The sequence below is a fragment of the Streptomyces sp. NBC_00454 genome, from assembly GCF_041434015.1.
In the GTDB taxonomy this organism is placed as follows: Bacteria; Actinomycetota; Actinomycetes; order Streptomycetales; family Streptomycetaceae; genus Streptomyces.
Window position 1 is genome coordinate 274,421 of the sequence record NZ_CP107907.1, and the last position, 17,216, is coordinate 291,636.

The window sequence follows — 17,216 nt, forward strand, 5'->3', positions numbered from 1 at the left end:
AAGTCGGTCCACCGGGGGGGCGCGCCGGGAAGCTCTGTGATCGCGGCGCGCGAACGCGGTGGCACGGGCAGATGGGCTGCGGAGCCGGGCCGGAGTCAGTCGGTGGCGGGGCGGCGGCCGCTCATCAGACGTTGCAGCACGATGAACACGAGCAGCAGGGCGCCGATGACGATCCGGGTCCACCAGGAGCTGAGCGTGCCCTGGAAGTTGACGACCGTCTGGATCATGCCGAGGACGAGCACGCCGAGGGCGGTGCCCAGGACGAAGCCGGAACCGCCGGTCAGCAGCGTGCCGCCGATCACGGTGGCTGCGATCGCGTCGAGTTCCATGCCCATGGCGTGGAGTGCGTAGCCGGAGAGCATGTAGAAGGTCAGCAGCAGGCCGCCGAGTGCGGAGCACAGGCCGCTGACGGCGTATACGGCGATCTTGGTGGAGCCCGCCGGAAGACCCATCAGGCGTGCGGAGGACTCGTTGCCGCCCAGCGCGTACACGTTGCGGCCGAAGCGCGTGTGGTGCAGTACGACGAAGGCGATCACCAGCACGGCCAGGGCGATGACGACCGGGATCGAGACGAACAGGCCCCCCGGGCCGTACAGCCGGGTCTGCGCGATCGCGGCCGTGGTGGGGTCGCTGATCGTGATGGATTCGGTGCTGATCGTGTAGCAGAGCCCGCGGGCGAGGAACATGCCGGCCAGGGTGACGATGAACGGCTGGATCTCGAAGGTGTGGATGATCCAGCCCATGAGGGTCCCGCTCGCGGCGCCGACCAGCAGGACGAGGGGATGACGGCGGCCAGGGGCCAGCCGTGCGACTCGACCAGCCAGGCGGTGATCATGGTCGACAGGGCCACCATGGAGCCGACGGACAGATCGATGCCGCCGGTGAGGATGACGAAGGTCGCCCCGACCGCGACGACCAGGAGGAATCCGTTGTCGATCAGCAGGTTCAGTACGACTTGCGTGGAGAGGAAGCCCTCGTAGCGCACCGATCCGACGCTGAACATGACGACCAGCAGGACGGCCGTGACGATCAGTGGGATACGGGTGCGGGTGCGCGGCGACACGGTCGCGAAGGGGCGGGTGAGGTGCGCGGCGGCGCTCGCGATGCCGGTGCTCATGCGCCTGCCTCCTGCTGCTGCGGGGCGGCGCCCGCTGCGGTGTGGGATCGGGGAGTGGTCGTCCTGCGGCGGCGCAGTACCTTGGCCCGGAAGACCGGGGACTGCACGAGGCAGACGACGATGACGACGAATGCCTTGAAGACGAGGGTGGTCTCGGGCGGGACGCCGAGGGTGTAGACGGTGGTGGACAGGGTCTGGATGATCAGGGCGCCCAGGACGGTGCCGCCGAGGGAGAAGCGCCCTCCGGTCAGGGCGGTACCACCGACGACCACGGCGAGGATCGCGTCGAGTTCGATCCACAGGCCGGCGTTGTTGCCGTCGGCGCTGGAGACGTTGGAGCTGATCATCAGCCCGGCGACGGCGGCGCACAGCGCGCTGAAGACGTAGACCAGGGCGAGCAGACCGCCGGCCCGGATGCCGACCAGGCGGCTGGCGGCGGGGTTGCCGCCGACGGACTCGATCAGCATGCCGAGTGCGCTGCGACGGGTGACGAAGGCGGTGAGCGCGACGAGGGCGGCCGCCAGGAGTACGGCGAAGGGGAAGGTGAGCCAGTAGCCGCCTCCGATCATCTTGTAGGGGGCGCTGGTCACCGTGATGATCTGGCCGTCGGTGATCAGCTGGGCGACACCGCGTCCCGCGACCATGAGGATCAAGGTGGCCACGATGGGCTGCACCCCCAGCCCGGACACCAGGAAGCCGTTGGCCAGGCCCAGTACGAGGGCGACGCCGAGGGCTAGGCCGACGGCCGTGAGCGTGGTGGCGACGCTGCCGGGGTGTGCGGCGGTGGAGATGTGCCCGCAGGCGAGGGCGCCGGCGATGGCGACGGTGGAGCCCACCGAGAGGTCGATGCCGCGGGTGGCGATGACCAGGGTCATGCCGAGCGCCACCAGGATGAGGGGCGCACCGAACTGCAGGATGTCGATGAGGCTGCCGTAGAGGTGTCCGTCGCGTATGCGGACGGAGAAGAAGTCGTGGTGGAACGCGAGGTTGCCGAGGAGCAGGGCGAGCAGGATGAGCGCGGGCCACAGCAGGCGGTGGCCGGCCAGTCGTCTCCCGATTCCGCCGGCCGCCTCGGACTTGGCGGGCTGGGTGGTCATGAGTCCGTTCCGGTGGCGATGGTCGTGAGGAGGCGTTCGGGCGTGACGGTGTCGTCGTTCGCGAGGGTGGCCACCATGCGGTGGTCGCGGAGCACGGCGATGCGGTGGCTCAGGCGCAGGACCTCTTCGAGTTCCGCCGAGATGAACAGCACGGAGGTGCCTTCGCCCGCCAGGCGGGCCACGAGTTTCTGGATCTCCGCCTTGGCCCCGATGTCGATGCCCCGGGTGGGTTCGTCGAGGATCAGGAGCCGGGGGTCGGTCAGCAGCCAACGCGCGAGCAGGACCTTCTGCTGGTTGCCTCCGCTGAGGTGGCGCACCTGCGCTTCGGGGTCGCCGGGGCGGATGTCCAGGGCTTCGATCCAGTGCCGCGCCAGTTCGTCCTGTTTCGCACGAGCCAGCGGCCTGGTCCAGCCGCGGGCGGCCTGCAGGGCGAGGATGATGTTCTCGCGGACCGTGAGCTCGCCCACCAGCCCCTCGGACTTGCGGTTCTCGGAGCAGAACGCGATGCCCCGGGCGATGGCGTGGCGGGGGGTGCGCAGGACCACCTTCTCGCCCTCGATGCTCACATCTCCGGCGTCCGCGCTGTCCGCGCCGAACAGGAGGCGCGCCACCTCGGTGCGGCCCGAACCCAGCAGGCCCGCCAGTCCGATGACCTCGCCGGCGTGGATGTCGAGGTCGTACGGTTCGATCGAGCCCGTGCGGGTCAGCTGCCGTGCCCGGAGGAACGGCTCGCCGGCCGCCCGTACGGCCGCTTCCTCGTGGGCACGGCCGGACAGCTGGTCGAGGGTGGCCAGTTCTCCGCCGATCATGCGCTGTACCAGCGTCACCGGCGTGAGTTCCCCGATGGGGTACTCGCCTTCCAGTTGGCCGTTGCGCAGGATGGTGACGCGGTCGCAGAGGTCGAATACCTGGTCGAGGAAGTGCGTGACGAACAGGATGGCCACACCGCGGTCCCGCAGGCGCCGCACCAGGGTGAAGAGCTGGGCGACCTCCTCGCGGTCCAGGCTGGAGGTGGGTTCGTCCAGCACGAGCACCTTCGCCGAGACGTCCACCGCCCTGACGATGGCGACCAGTTGCTGTACCGCCAGGGAATGCGCATCGAGCAGACTGGTGACGTCCAGGTCGAGGTCCAGTTCCGTCAGCAGCTCGGCCGCCCGCTGACGCATCGCGGACCAGTGGATGAGACCGAACCTGCGCGGTTCGCGCCCGATGAGGATGTTCTCGGCGACCGAGATGTTCGGGCAGAGGTTCACCTCCTGGTAGACGGTGCTGATTCCGGCCTGCTGCGCCTGGAGGGGGTCCGCGAACGCGTGGGGCCGGCCGTCGACCACGAGGGTGCCGCCGTCGGCGGGGTGGACACCGGTGAGCACCTTGATCAAGGTGGACTTCCCGGCGCCGTTCTCGCCCATCAGGGCGTGCACCTCACCGGGGAAGAGCCGCAGGCCGACTCCGTCGAGGGCGAGCACGCCCGGGAACTGCTTGCGGATGCCCTGGGCTTCCAGGACCGGACGCGGGCCGCCCGCGTCCGTGGGCCGCGGGGTGGTGGACGGGGATGCCATCCGCCCTCCTCTCATGGGTGGGGTGGTGGAGCGGGCTGCCGACTGTGGAGGAGGCGCCGAAACCGGGCCTCCTCCCGCACCGGAACCCTGCTGCGTCAGTAGCTCCGGGACGGCAGCGCGGCCGCGGCCTTGTCCTGCGGGAAGACACCCTCCTGGGTCTCGATGCGAGGCGGCACGCTCTCACCCGCCGCGACCTTCTTGGTCAGCTCCATCAGCTGGTCACCGAGCATCGGGTTGCACTCCACCACGACGTTGATCTTGCCCTCGGTCATCGCGACGAAGGCGTCCTTGATCCCGTCCACCGAGATCACCTTGATGTCCGTACCGGGCTTCTTGCCGGACTCCTCGATGGCCTGGATGGCACCGAGGGCCATGTCGTCGTTGTGGGCGTAGAGGACGTCGATGTCCTTCTGGGACTTCAGGAACGCCTGCATGACCTCCTTGCCCTTGGCGCGGGTGAAGTCGCCCGTCTGCGAGGCGACGATCTTGAACTTGCCGTCGGCGTGAATGGCGTCGGCGAAGCCGGCCTTGCGGTCGTTGGCGGGTGCGGAGCCCGTGGTGCCCTGGAGCTCGACGATGTTGACCGGGCCCTGCTCGTTCGCATAAGCGGCGGTCAGCCACTCGCCCGCGGACTTGCCCTCCTTGACGAAGTCCGAGCCCAGGAAGGTCTTGTAGAGGGAGGTGTCCTTGGTGTCCACGGCGCGGTCGGTGAGGATGACCGGGATGCCCGCGTCCTTGGCCTCCTTCAGCACCGTGTCCCAGCCGGACTCCACGACCGGCGAGAAGGCGATGACGTCGACCTTCTGCTGGATGAAGTTGCGGATCGCCTTGATCTGGTTCTCCTGCTTCTGCTGCGCGTCGGAGAACTTGAGGGTGATCCCGGCCTTCTTCGCCGCCTCCTGGACGGACTTGGTGTTGGCGGTGCGCCAACCGCTCTCGGCGCCGACTTGGGCGAAGCCGAGCGTGATCGTCTTGCCGGCTCCCGCCTTGGCCTCCGAGGGGGAGCTGGAGGCGGGGCTGCTGGTCGAGCAGGCGGTCAACGAGGAGGAGAGAAGGGCGGCGGTGAGGACGAGAACTGCTCTGCGAGCCATGTCGGGGTCCTTTCAGGGTGTACGGGAAGAGGCGCCGCACGGCCGGGGCCGGGCTTTGCCCGCCAGGAGTCCCAGCAGTGCCGCGGTGCACGACGGCCGTGACGACCGGCGTCCGGGTAGGCAGGAGAGGGACCCCCTTGAGAGGGGGGCACCGTGGCATTGTGAGCGCTAACAAGCCAGGTTCTCAACCCCCTTGCGCACGTTACCTCCCCGTTACCGCCTCGGACGCGGCGACGAGGCGGGCCTCAATCCGTTCCCGAGGCCATCGGCCCCACCACCCGGATCGAAGGCGCAACCCGCCTCACATCGACGGCAGATCGACCCGGGCCGCCGTATACGGAGGCCACGGCGCCGGTGGAGCTCAAACCTGATCCGTGCAGACCCCTTGCCTATCGACATTGTTAGCGCTCACAATGCATTGCATTGGACCACCCGGCCGACCGCCACTCTCGCGGGCGGCAAAGCCGCCCGCCGGGCCGCCCGCCGCCTGCCGCCCACGGCTCCTTCGAAAGGCACTCCGTTGACCTCACCCCGTCCCCTCGCGCCCACCCCGTATTCCGAGGAATCGGAGCAGTACACGGTCGGCGTCGACTTCGGCACGCTGTCGGGCCGCGCCGTGGTGGTGCGGGTTCGCGACGGTCAGGAGCTGGCCGCGGCGGTCCACGTCTACCGGCACGGCGTCATCGACCGCTATCTGCCGCACGGCGGTGCTCCGCTGCCTCCGGACTGGGCCCTGCAACACCCCCAGGACTGGCGGGACGTACTGCTTCACGCCGTCCCGCAGGCCGTGGCGGCGGCCGGGATCGATCCCGCCGCGGTGATCGGCATCGCCACCGACTTCACCGCCTGCACCGTCCTGCCCACGCTGGCCGACGGGACCCCCCTCGCCGAGACGGAGCTCGCCGGACGGCCGCACGCGTGGCCCAAGCTGTGGAAGCACCACTCCGCCCAGTCGCATGCCGACCGCATCAACGAACTCGCCCACGCCCGCGGGGAGAAGTGGATCGCCCGCTACGGCGGCAAGATCTCCGCCGAGTGGCAGTTCGCGAAGGCCCTCCAGGTCCTGGAGGAGGATCCGCTCGTCTACGACACCTGCGCGCGGTGGATCGAGGCCGCCGACTGGATCGTGTGGCAGCTCACCGGAACCGAGTCCCGCAACGCCTGCACGGCCGGGTACAAGGGCATCCACCAGGACGGCGCCTACCCGAGCGAGGAGTACCTCGCCGAGCTGAACCCCCGGTTCGCCGACTTCGCGCGCACCCGCCTCGAATTCCCCCTCTCCGCGCTGGGCTCACGAGTGGGCTCGCTCAGTACCGAGGCGGCAGCGTGGACGGGGCTGCGTCCCGGCATAGCCGTGGCCGCGGGCAACGTCGACGCCCATGTGACCGCGGCGGCGGCCCAGGCCGTCGAGGACGGCCAGCTGCTCGCCATCATGGGCACCTCCACCTGCCACGTCGTGAACGCCCCCGTCCTCGCCGACGTCCCCGGCATCTGCGGTGTCGTCGCCGGCGGGATCGTCGAGGGGACCTACGGCTACGAGGCCGGCCAGAGCGCGGTCGGCGACATCTTCGCCTGGGTACTGGACCAAGGCGTCCCCTCGGACTACCTCACCGAGGCCGCCGACCGCGGCGAGGACCTGCACACCCTGCTGACCCGCAAGGCCGCAGGCCAGCCGGTCGGCGGACACGGACTGGTCGCCCTCGACTGGCTGAACGGCAACCGTTCGGTCCTCGTCGACCACCACCTCTCCGGAGTCATCGTGGGCCTCACCCTCGCGACCCGCCCCGAGGACGTCTACCGCGCGCTGCTCGAAGCCACCGCGTTCGGCACCCGCGTCATCGTCGAGGCCCTGGAGACCGGCGGCGTACCGGTGTACGAGTTCATCGTCGCCGGCGGACTGGCCAAGAACGAACTGCTGATGCAGATCTACTCCGACGTGCTGCGCCGCCCCGTCTCGCTCGCCGCGTCCGACCAGGGCCCCGCCCTCGGGTCGGCCATCCACGCCGCCGTGGCCGCCGGCGCGCACGCGGACGTGCGCACGGCCACCGCCGCCATGGGCCGCCGACTGCCCGCCTTCTACACGCCCGACGCCTCCCGGGCCGACGCCTACGACGCCCTCTTCGCCGAATACCGGCTCCTGCACGACCACTTCGCCGTCGGCGGCCTGCTGCACCGGCTGAGGAGCATCCGCGACACGACCCACACCGGGGGCTGACCCCGCCCCGCTGTCCGCAACCACTTCCCCACCCGCCCGCCGCCCTCACCCTCGTAGCGGGACGTCACCTTCAGGAGTCCATGTGCCCAGCCCTACATCTCCCGCCCAGGAAATCTGGTTCCTCACGGGCAGCCAAGGCCTGTACGGGGAGGAGACCCTGAAGCAGGTCGCCGAACAGTCGCAGCAGATCGCCACCACCCTGGCCGAAGCCTCCGGCATTCCCGCACGTGTCGTGTGGAAGCCGGTACTGACCGACGCCGACGCCATCCGCCGGACATGCCTCGACGCGAACGCCGACGACCGGTGCATCGGGCTCATCGCCTGGATGCACACCTTCTCGCCGGCCAAGATGTGGATCGCCGGACTGGACGCGCTGCGCAAGCCGTTGCTGCACCTGCACACCCAGTCGAACGTGGCCCTGCCCTGGGACACCATCGACATGGACTTCATGAACCTCAACCAAGCCGCCCACGGGGACCGCGAGTTCGGGCACATCCAGGCCCGTCTCGGCGTCCCGCGCAAGACCGTGGCCGGCCACGTCAGCGATCCGGTCACGACCGCACGCGTCGCGATCTGGGCGCGGGCGGCCGCCGCGCGGTCCGAACTGGCCACCCTCAAGGTCGCCCGCTTCGGCGACAACATGCGCGACGTGGCCGTCACCGAGGGCGACAAGGTCGAGGCCCAGCTGCGCTTCGGCGTCTCCGTCAACACCTACGGCGTCAACGACCTGGTGGAGGTCGTCGACAGCGCGGACGAGAGCGAGGTGGCCTCCCTCGTCGAGGAGTACGCGGACCTGTACCACCTGGCGCCGGAACTGCGACCGGGCGGCGAACGGCACGACTCGCTGCGTTACGCGGCCCGCATCGAAGCCGGCCTGCGCACCTTCCTCGAAACGGGCGGCTTCGGGGCCTTCACCACCAACTTCGAGGACCTGGGCGGACTGCGCCAGCTGCCCGGCCTCGCGGTCCAGCGGCTCATGGCCCAGGGCTACGGCTTCGGCGGAGAGGGCGACTGGAAGACCTCCACCCTGCTGCGCGCCCTCAAGGTGGCCGCCACCGGTCTCCCGGGCGGCACCTCCTTCATGGAGGACTACACCTATGACATGACTCCCGGCAACGAGCTCATCCTCGGCGCGCACATGCTGGAAGTCTGCCCCACCATCGCGACCGCCAGGCCCAGCGTTGAGATCCACCCCCTCGGCATCGGCGGGCGGGAGGACCCGGTGCGCCTGGTGTTCGACGCGGCCCCCGGCCCGGCCGTGGTGGTCGGGCTCGCCGACCTCGGCGACCGCTTCCGCCTGATCGCCAATGACATCGACGTGGTGGCACCCCCTCACCCGCTGCCCGCCCTGCCCGTCGCCCGCGCGGTCTGGCGGCCCCGCCCCGACCTGCGGACCTCCACCGAATCCTGGCTGACGGCCGGAGGACCGCACCACACCGTCCTCAGCACCGCCCTCACCTCCGACCACCTCGACGACCTGGCCGAGATGCTCCGCGTGGAACTCGCGCTCATCGACGAGACCACCACACCGAAGCAGTTCCGGCGCGATCTCCGCTGGAACCAGGCGTACCACCGGCTCGCCCTGGGCCTGTGACCCGCTCGAAGCCCGGCGCGTCCCCCCGTCACGGACATCGACGCGGCCCGGGCTTCCGGGAGAGCGTGTGACGGGTGGACGCGTAGAGGCCGGGCAGGCCCTGAGGGCCTGCCCGGCCTCGTCGTACGCGGAGCCGTCTCCGGGCGGGGCGCTCTGTTATTCGAGCAGCTGCGCGTACGAGCCCATGGCCAGGGCGATGTCCGCCTGGGCCCAGAACCGGTGGTAGGTGAAGACGGGCGCGGCGCCGCCCGCGAGGTAGGCCTCGACCTTCGGCCAGGCCGGGTCGTTCTTGTAGAAGCCGCGGATCGAGGCGAAGGTGGACGAGGAATTCACCGAGTCGCCGTTCGGCATCTTTCCGGTCCACGTGCTGGGCACGTACACCGGATCGTTGAAGCGCTTGTAGTCGGTCCGGGTCTCCTGGACGGAGAGGCCCAGCGGGTCCTGGTGGTGGGCCCACATGCCGTCGAGCAGGGCCTTGGCCACCCGCTTGGCCTCGGCGTTCCCGGACTTGGCGGCGTAGTAGGTCAGGGTCTTGGCGTACGCGGCGGCCACACCCACGTCGTCGGTGTAGTCGGCGACGGTGACGTGCAGGCCCGCGTTGGCGCCGGGAGCCGACGCGTTCCAGGTGTCGGGGGCGCCGGACCACTTGAGGGTGGAGGGGATCCGGTAGGTTCCGTCGGGGTTGATCGTGGTCTTCGACAGGGCCCAGCCGACCCACTTGTCGAGCACGGCCTTGGCGCCCGCGTCGCCCGTCTGCTCGTAGAGCTCGGCGACCCGCTCCATGGACCAGGCCTGGAAGCCGAACCACTGGTTTGACGGCGGGTCCTGGTAGACCGGCTTCTCGTCGTAGAACAGGCCGTGGAAGGTGGGGGTCCCGGCCGGGGGCTGTGCGTAGCGCCCCTGCCAGCTGTTGGTCGCGCCGCCCGCGATGGCGCCCTCGTCGGACTGGAGCCAGCGGTAGAACTCCAGCTGCCGGTCGAGGCTGGTCGCCCAGTCCGTGGCGCCGGTCGGTGACTTGGGCTTCAACGGGGCGTACTCGCTGAGCGCGTAGGCGGCGAGGGGGTTCTGGTATCCGCTGTGTGCGTGGCTGGAGCCGATCCGCCAGGACCAGCCGGCTGCGGTGTCGGTGGCGCCGCCCCAGGCGTAGTACCAGGACATCAGGTAGTGCGCGCTGTCCTTGCCGGTGCCGGCGGGGCAGACGGTCGGGCCGACGCAGTTCCCGGCCTTCTTGAAGTACTTGTCGAACATGGAGTACCGCAGGTAGTCGCCCATCTTGGCCGCCTTGGAGACGGTCGCGGTGACCTGCGTTCCCTTGCCTTGTTCCTTCGCCCAGACATCGGCCCAGTAGGCGGCCTGGATGGCGCGCGCGTCGGCGTCCGGTGCATCGGTGAACTTCCACTGCTTGGCGTAGGAGGCGTCCCCGGTGAAGAGGTCGAGGTAGCCGTTCTTGCCGCCGTAGGTGAAGTTGTCGCAGGTGGGGTGCGGAACGGTCTCCCAGACCGATTCCTCGGGTCCGCGCTGGAAGGTGTTGATGTACGAGGGCCCGGTCGCGGTCGGTCCGGCGGAGCACTTTCCGGGCTCGTTGCCGTAGCCGTAGACGTTGTTGACGTCCTGGAGCCAGTGCATGCCGTAGATGTCGTCCGTGCCGTACGCGCTCTTCAGCTCACCGGCGATCGGGTCCGCGCCGGCGGCGACTCCCCCGTCGAGCTTGGCCGGGTACTGCGAGGGGAGGTCCTGCTCGGGTGCGTAGGTGGCCGGCTTGGAGGCGTTGTAGGAGCCGGTCGTCGGCTGGTCGGCGTGGGTGGGGATCATGAACTTCTCCATGGTCTCCCACGCACCGTTGAACTTGGTCCAGTCCCCGGTGATCTTCCCGTACATCGCCTGCAGCCAGATCAGATAGCTGTACGCCTCCGAGGTCGTCTCGTGCCCCTGGTCCGGGGCCTCCACGATCAGCGTCTCGACGGAGTGGTACGGGACTCCCTCGGGCGAGAAGTAGCCGTTGGCCGGGTTGGTGATCTTCCCGTAGAGGTCGAGGAAGCGGGCGTCGTACGTGGAGTCGGCGGCCAGCTCGGCGACCGTCACGTCGGCCTTCGCGTGGCCGGGGGCGGTCACGGTGAAGACGGCGGATCCGCTGCCGGTGGTTCCTGCGGTGACCGTCACCTTCTGGGCGGTGTTCCAGTTCGCCGGGGTGAACGTGAGCGTGGCGGGTGCCGCCGAGAGGTCCGTGTTGCCCGAGGTGCGGGCCACGGCCACCGTGACGTTCGCGGCCGGCTGCTTGGAGAGCTTCAGGTCGAAGGTGCCCGTCTCCCCGCGGCGTACGGAGAGCTGCGCGGGGGTGGCGACGAGCGCGGGGCCCGCGGCGACGGATATGCCGACGGGGGCGGACTCGGCGGAGGCCCCGAGGCTGTCGTAGGCCTTGGCGTAGAGGGAGTGGGAACCGGCTGCGAGGCCGGTGGCATCCAGGGTGAAGGGCGCCGTGGTGTCCGTGCCCAGGAGCGTGGTGTCGCTGTAGAACTCGACCTTGCCCACGGTGGCGCCGTCGGCCGCGGCGGCGGTGGCGGCCAGCGGGACGGGAGTTCCCGCCGTGTAGACGGCACCCGCGGTGGGGCTGGTCAGGACGGCGACCGGGGGCTGATGGGCTCCGGTGCACGGGGTGCCGTTGACGGCGAAGGAGGTGGGGGCGGCGTTGGTCCCGCTGTAGCTGAACTGGGCGCCGGCGGTGACGGCCGCGCCGGCGGCGACGGTCTTGCTCCAGTCCGGGGCCGCGACGCGGACGCTCTTCCCGGACTGGGTCCAGGTGCCGTTCCAGCCGTTGGTCAGCTGCTGGTTTCCGGAGTAGTCGTAGGTGAGGGTCCAGCCGTCGAGTGCGGTCGCGGACCGGTTGGTGAGGGTGAGTTCGGTGGTGAAGCCCGAACCCCAGTCGTTGTTGATCTTGTAGTCGACGCTGCACTGCACCGCTGCTGCCGCGGCGGTGGTGGCGCCGACGGCCGTGAGGCCCAGGGGGAGGGAGAGGGCCACGGCCGTGGCGGACGCGGTCAGCAGTTTGCGTCGTCCGTGGAATCCGGGTGGGGGATGTGACGACATGCGGATGGTTCTCCTCGCGGCTCGGGGAGACGGGATGGGAGGAGCGGGCTGCGCACAAGCTCTGAACCAGTGGGAGCGCTCCCACTGTGCAGACGCGCCGCGACGGCGTCAAGCCGTGTGAAGAGTCGAAAGCAATCTGCGAGGAATTTACTCAACTCCTCTTTTGCTTGGCGGTACTTGGCGCTACGGTCTGGCCCCAACCAGTGGGAGCGGTTCCATCAGTCGGTGCGCCGTCAGGGCGCACCTCGCTGCAAGGACGACGCCCTCGGAGACCGGGTGAAGCACTGGATCACCCTCAACGAGCCCTGGTGCAGCGCGTTCCTCGGCTACGCCTCCGGCGTCCACGCCCCCGGCCGTACGAACCCGGTCGCCGCCCTGCGCGCCGCCCATCACCTCAACCTCGGCCACGGCCTCGCCGTCCAGGCCCTGCGGGCGGTGCTGCCCGGGGACGGCCAGGTCGCCGTCTCCCTCAACCTCCACGAGGTGCGGCCCCTGACCCCCTCGGCCGACGACCGGGAGACGGCCCGGCGCATCGACGCCGTCGGCAACCGGATCTGGCTCGGACCGATGCTGGAAGGCGCCTACCCCGAGGACCTCCTCGCTGACACCGCGCACCTGACCGACTGGTCCTTCGTCCGGGACGGCGACACCGCCACGGCGCACCAGCCCCTGGACCTGCTCGCCGTGAACTACTACACGCCGACGGTCGTCTCACACGCGGCGGAGGGCGGAGCGGTGCCGCAGGACGACGGGCACGGCAACAGCGAGCACTCGCCCTGGCCGGGAGCGCAGGGCGTGGCCTTCCACCGGGCGCCGGGCGAACTACGGCGATGGACTGGCCGGTCGACGCCGGCGCCCTGTACGACCTGCTGACCCGGACCGCCGCCCGGTATCCCGGGCTGCCCCTCGTGGTCAGCGAGAACGGGGCGGCGTACGAGGACGAGATCGGCCCCGACGGCACGGTCCACGACCCGGAGCGCGCCGCCCACGTCCACGCCCACCTCGACGCGGTGCACCGGGCGATCACGGACGGGGCGGACGTGCGCGGCTACTTCCTCTGGTCCCTGCTCGACAACTTCGAGTGGTCCTACGGCTACGCCAAACGGTTCGGCGCCATCCACGTCGACTACGACACCCTGGAGCGCACACCCGAATCGAGCGCTCACCGGTACTCCCGCGTGGCCCGGACAGGTGAGCTGCGCGCTCCCGGCGAGGCGTAGCCCACGGCCGCCGCGGCCCGCCCCACCGGCAACTCTGGTGCGGCGGGCCGCTCGGTGGGCTCAGCTCCGCCCGGACGGTGACCTGCTGTTCCGCATCCGATGCGGAACGCGACCAGACGGCACGCCGGCCGGAGCGGACCTAGGCTGGAAGCAGCCGCTGGAGACTGGTCCTGGCGAGCACCGCTGTCCGGACGGAGGCGTGGCGCGTGGAGATGGCTGCCGAGCAGGATGCCCCGACCGCCACCGTCGTGGTCGACCCGGACGGCATGGTGAGCGGCTGGAGCGAGGGCGGGCGGCTGCTACTGGGCTGGACGGCGGAGGAGACCGTGGGGCGGCCCGTGACCGATCTGATCGCCGGTCGCCCACCCGGCTTCCCCGAGCACCACGGCATCGGCTCCGGCCTCACCGGAGTCGTCCCGCTGCGCCACAGGGACGGTTCCACGGTGGACGCCGTGCTGACGGCCCATCCGCTGCGCGGCGCGGACGGCCGTGCGCTGGGCCACGTGGTGACCGCCCAGCCTTGGGGACGCCGCCCGGTGATCGCCGACCGGGCCTTCGAGCAGTGCCCCTTCGCTCTGGGCGTCTACGACCCCGAGCTGAGGTTCTTGTGGGTCAACGCCTCCGCGTGCCGGGTGATGGCGCACTCCGAGGAGCAGGTGCTCGGTGAGAAGTACCGCGAGCTGTTCCCCGAACTGGACGACATGGCCTACACCGACCGGCTCTCCGAGGTGGCGAGGACGGGCGAGCCCGCACGTCTCATCACCGTCTTCCGTCCGCTCGGCAGCAACTACGCCAACGCCTGGGCCACCAGCATGTGGCCCGTCCGAGATGCCGAGGGCAGGGTCCGCGCGGTCGCCAATTGGGGATTCGACATGAGCGCCGAGTACTGGGCCCGGCAACGCCTGCTCCTCCTCAACAAGGCCAGCGGCGGCATCGGCCGGACACTCGACGTGATCGGCACCGCCAGGGAACTGGCCAGGACCCCGGTGCCGGGATTCGCCGACCTCGTCAGCGTCGATCTCTTCGACGAGGTGCTGCGCGGAGAGGAACCGCCTTCCGCGTCCGCGTTCGCCCCCGGTGAGAGCATCGCGCTCAGCCGTGCCGCCCATCACGGCGCGAAGCGGGACACCGCCGGGGAGCCCGGGCCCACGACTCGGGTCAGCCACGCCCCCGGTTCCGTCGCCGCCCGCTGCATGGCCACCGGCAGGTCCACGGTCGAGCTCGCTGCCGAGCCGGGCCAGGGCGGCGAATGGGCCTTCGGCCCCGGGCTCGCCGCCGACCCGGCCCACTGGCCACCGGGCAACCCGGTGATCGACGGGTCCATCGCCGGGGACGGGTTGACCGGCCGGATCACCGTGCCGCTGCGGGCGCGCGGCGCGCTGCTCGGCGTCGTCGCGTTCTCCCGCCGTGACCGGCCCGAGGCCTTCACCGCCGACGACCTGATCCTCGCCGAGGAGCTGACCGCCAAGGCGGCGGTCGCCGTCGACAACGCCCGCCGGTACTCGCGCGAGCGCACCACGGCGCTGACCCTGCAGCGCAGCCTGCTGCCGCAGCGACTGCCGAGCCAGGAGGCGATCGAGGTGGCGTCCCGCTACCTGCCCGCCGGGACCGGCGCGGACGTGGGCGGTGACTGGTTCGACGTCATTCCGCTGTCCGGCGCCCGCGTCGCCCTGGTCGTAGGCGATGTCGTCGGCCACGGCCTGCACGCCTCGGCCAGCATGGGCCGGCTGCGTACGGCGGTCCGCACCCTCGCCGACGTCGACCTGCCGCCGGACGAGTTGCTGACCCACCTGGACGACCTGGTCCTCCACCTGTCCAGCGACCTTCAGCCGGCCGGCCAATCCGAGGCGACCGGCGAGTTCGGGGCAACCTGCCTGTACTCGGTCTACGACCCGGTCTCCCGCCGCTTCACAATGGCGAGCGCCGGCCATCCACTGCCGCTGATCATCTCTCCGGACGGCACCAGGCCCCCGGTACACGCACAGCCGGGACCGCCGCTCGGCATCGGTGGGCTGCCTTTCGAGGCCACCGAGCTCGAACTGGCCGAGGGCAGCCTGCTCGCCCTCTACACCGACGGGCTGGTGGCGAGCCGCGAGCGGGACGTCGACCAGGGGATCGCCGAGCTGCAGCGGGTCCTCGACCACAGGGCCACCTCAATGGAGGCCCTGTGCGACACGGTGATGGACGCCATGCTCCCCGAACGCCGCACCGACGACACCGCCCTGCTGCTCGCCCGCACTCACGCGCTGGACCCCCACCACGTCGCCGACTGGGACGTCGAGCCCGACCCCTCGCAGGTGCCGCGCGTCAGGAAGTTCGCCGTCGAGCAGGTGGACGCCTGGGGTCTGGAGGAGGCCTCATTCGTCACCGAACTGGTCGTCAGCGAGCTGGTCACCAACGCCATCAGATACGGCGAGCCGCCGATCAGGCTGCGGCTGATTCGCGATGCTTCGCTGATCTGCGAGGTCTCCGACGCGAGCAACACCGCTCCGCACCTCCGCCGGGCCCGCACCTTCGACGAGGGTGGCCGGGGCCTGCTGCTCGTCGCCCAGCTCACCCAGGGCTGGGGCACCCGGCAGACCACCAGCGGCAAGACGATCTGGTGCGCGCAGGCCCTCCACTGAGGAGGGCCTGCGGATCAGGCCGGGCTCGCAGGTATTCGTGGTGCTCTTCGCCGGTCGGCGCCGTCACCAGCCTGTCGGGAGTCCGGCGATGAACGAGGTGAGCCGGTCGGCGATGAGCCGGTCGTCGTGGGCCGAGTAGTGCCAGTCGCAGCCGAGGAAGTCCAGGCCCGAGTCGTCCAGGGCCCAGTAGCGGACCCCACTGTCGCCGGCGTCGTTGCGCGCCTTGACCACCTGCTGGACATGGCCGGCGTACTGGCCGGCGCCGACTGCCACGATGGTCGTCCCGGTCCCGTAGCCCGTACGCAGCTTCTGGAGGAAGGCTCCGTAGGCGCTGCGATAGCCGGCCGCGAGGCTCTCGGGCGTCCACGGCTCACCGGGGTTGACGGCGGTCGAGAAGTCGTTGGTGCCGAGGTTGACCACCACGAGCTGAGGGCGCCAGGTGCCCGGGTTCTGCCAGACGTCGCCGGACACACTCAACAGGGCGCGGTCGTAGAAGGTCCGGTACGTGACGTCCGAGCGGCCGCCGTTGGAGTTGCGCACCATGCCGAGGCCCGAATAGCCGTTGATCTGGTAGTCGGCATTCAGTTGCCGGGCGGTGAGGGCGCCGTAGCTCACATCGGAGTTGGTGCTCCGCCTGACCTGGTCCCAGGTGCAGGTGCGGGAGGTCGAGAGGTTGCCGTAGCCCACCGTGAGGGAGTCTCCGATGAACTCGATCTGACGGCCGCGGGCCGCAGGTTTGCTCAGTACGGCGCCGCCGGGCGCGGCCAGGAAGCCCCCGAAGGTACTGGTGTTCCCCGGGCTGTCGTTGCGCTTGACCAGCCGGACGCCGTGCTCACGGTCCTGCAGCCCGTTGATCCAGTGCGTGGTGTTGCCGGGCGCAACGAGCGTGGCGACGGTGGCTCCGTCGACCTGGACGTCGTAATCGGCCGCCGAGTCGCCCAGCACGATCCCCACGCCGGTGCCCCTGACGCGGCCCTCGAAGTACACACCGGGCCAGCCGTACTGCACCGTGTTCCCGGCGTCCTTGACCCGCCCGGCGGTGTGCACCTGCGCCAGCACTCCCGACGCGCGGACCAGTTGCCACTGCTGGTTGGCTCCGCCCCAGTCGGTGAACTGCACGACTTTCGCGCCGTCCGCGGTGGAGGCGTTCTGGACCTCTACGGCCTTGCCGCTGTTGCGGTTGATCAACCGGGTGTAACCGTCCAGGGAATCCGCCAGTCGGAACTGCTGGTTGACGCCGCCCGCATCGCTCCACTGCACGATGTCCGCATGGTCGTCGGTGGAGAAGCCGTAGACGTCCAGCACCTTGCCCGAGTGCTGCGCCTTCAGCCGGTAGTAGCCTCCACCCGAGTCGACGAACTGGAACAGCTGATTGGCCCCGTCATGACGGGCCCACTGCGACAAGGCCGCCCCGTCGGCGGTACTCCCTCCCGACACGTCGAGCGCCTTGCCGCTGCCACGGTTGACCAGCACGTACCACGCGCTCGTATCCACGCTCGCCGCCTGCGCCGTCCCGACAGCAGCGAGTCCGGTGAAAAGCCCCGCCATTAAGCCGGTCACCACGGCGAGCACCCCCGCACGCCTCCCGCGTCCCTGCCATGGGGCCTTCCACGGA

Annotated in this window: 8 protein-coding genes and 2 pseudogenes; 4 read left to right on the forward strand and 6 right to left on the reverse strand. The window is 70.3% G+C overall.

Going from position 1 to position 17,216, the window contains the following annotated elements; translation table 11 throughout:
• Positions 1-95: 95 nt before the first annotated feature.
• The 4 genes and pseudogenes from yjfF to OHU74_RS01290 all read right to left on the reverse strand — a co-directional run bounded on the left by yjfF (position 96) and on the right by OHU74_RS01290 (position 4,864).
• Positions 96-1,117 (reverse strand): annotated as a pseudogene (yjfF, locus tag OHU74_RS01275) (galactofuranose ABC transporter, permease protein YjfF).
• Positions 1,114-2,214 carry an ABC transporter permease gene (locus OHU74_RS01280; protein WP_371614127.1) on the reverse strand — a complete coding sequence of 367 codons (1,101 nt, stop codon included), beginning with the start codon at positions 2,212-2,214 and terminating at the stop codon, positions 1,114-1,116. The pseudogene yjfF and the gene OHU74_RS01280 overlap by 4 nt, the downstream one beginning before the upstream one ends.
• On the reverse strand, positions 2,211-3,773 hold the full coding sequence (locus OHU74_RS01285) for a sugar ABC transporter ATP-binding protein (protein WP_371614128.1): 1,563 nt from the start codon (positions 3,771-3,773) through the stop codon (positions 2,211-2,213). Before OHU74_RS01285 ends, OHU74_RS01280 begins: the two co-directional genes overlap by 4 nt.
• 95 nt (positions 3,774-3,868) lie before the next feature.
• The gene (locus OHU74_RS01290; protein WP_371614129.1) at positions 3,869-4,864 is read right to left on the reverse strand and encodes an ABC transporter substrate-binding protein; all 996 of its coding nucleotides are present in this window, start codon (positions 4,862-4,864) and stop codon (positions 3,869-3,871) included.
• Between the two features lie 520 nt (positions 4,865-5,384).
• Between OHU74_RS01290 and araB the strand changes: the two genes are divergently transcribed.
• Together araB and araA are read left to right on the forward strand one after the other, a co-directional pair.
• Entirely contained in the window at positions 5,385-7,079 is a 1,695-nt protein-coding gene (gene araB, locus OHU74_RS01295; protein ID WP_371614130.1) for a ribulokinase, read from the forward strand.
• Positions 7,080-7,161: 82 nt separating this feature from the next.
• Positions 7,162-8,673 (forward strand): L-arabinose isomerase, encoded by a 1,512-nt coding sequence (araA, locus tag OHU74_RS01300; protein ID WP_371614131.1) that lies wholly within the window; start codon positions 7,162-7,164, stop codon positions 8,671-8,673.
• 156 nt (positions 8,674-8,829) lie between these two features.
• Here the strand turns inward: araA and OHU74_RS01305 are convergent, their stop codons facing one another.
• Positions 8,830-11,757, reverse strand: coding sequence for a glycoside hydrolase family 48 protein (locus OHU74_RS01305; protein ID WP_371614132.1), 2,928 nt, complete (start codon positions 11,755-11,757; stop codon positions 8,830-8,832).
• Positions 11,758-12,015: 258 nt separating this feature from the next.
• On the opposite strand from OHU74_RS01305, the pseudogene OHU74_RS01310 reads away from it, so the two are divergent.
• Together OHU74_RS01310 and OHU74_RS01315 are read left to right on the forward strand one after the other, a co-directional pair.
• Positions 12,016-12,977 (forward strand): annotated as a pseudogene (locus tag OHU74_RS01310) (glycoside hydrolase family 1 protein); the annotation flags it as partial.
• 212 nt (positions 12,978-13,189) lie between these two features.
• A complete protein-coding gene (locus OHU74_RS01315) occupies positions 13,190-15,601 on the forward strand; it encodes a SpoIIE family protein phosphatase (protein WP_371619527.1) in 2,412 nt (803 codons plus the stop codon).
• Positions 15,602-15,664: 63 nt separating this feature from the next.
• Here OHU74_RS01315 and OHU74_RS01320 read toward each other — a convergent pair whose 3' ends face one another.
• Complete coding sequence (locus tag OHU74_RS01320) at positions 15,665-17,149, reverse strand: RICIN domain-containing protein (protein ID WP_371614133.1); 1,485 nt, start codon at positions 17,147-17,149, stop codon at positions 15,665-15,667.
• Positions 17,150-17,216: the final 67 nt, after the last annotated feature.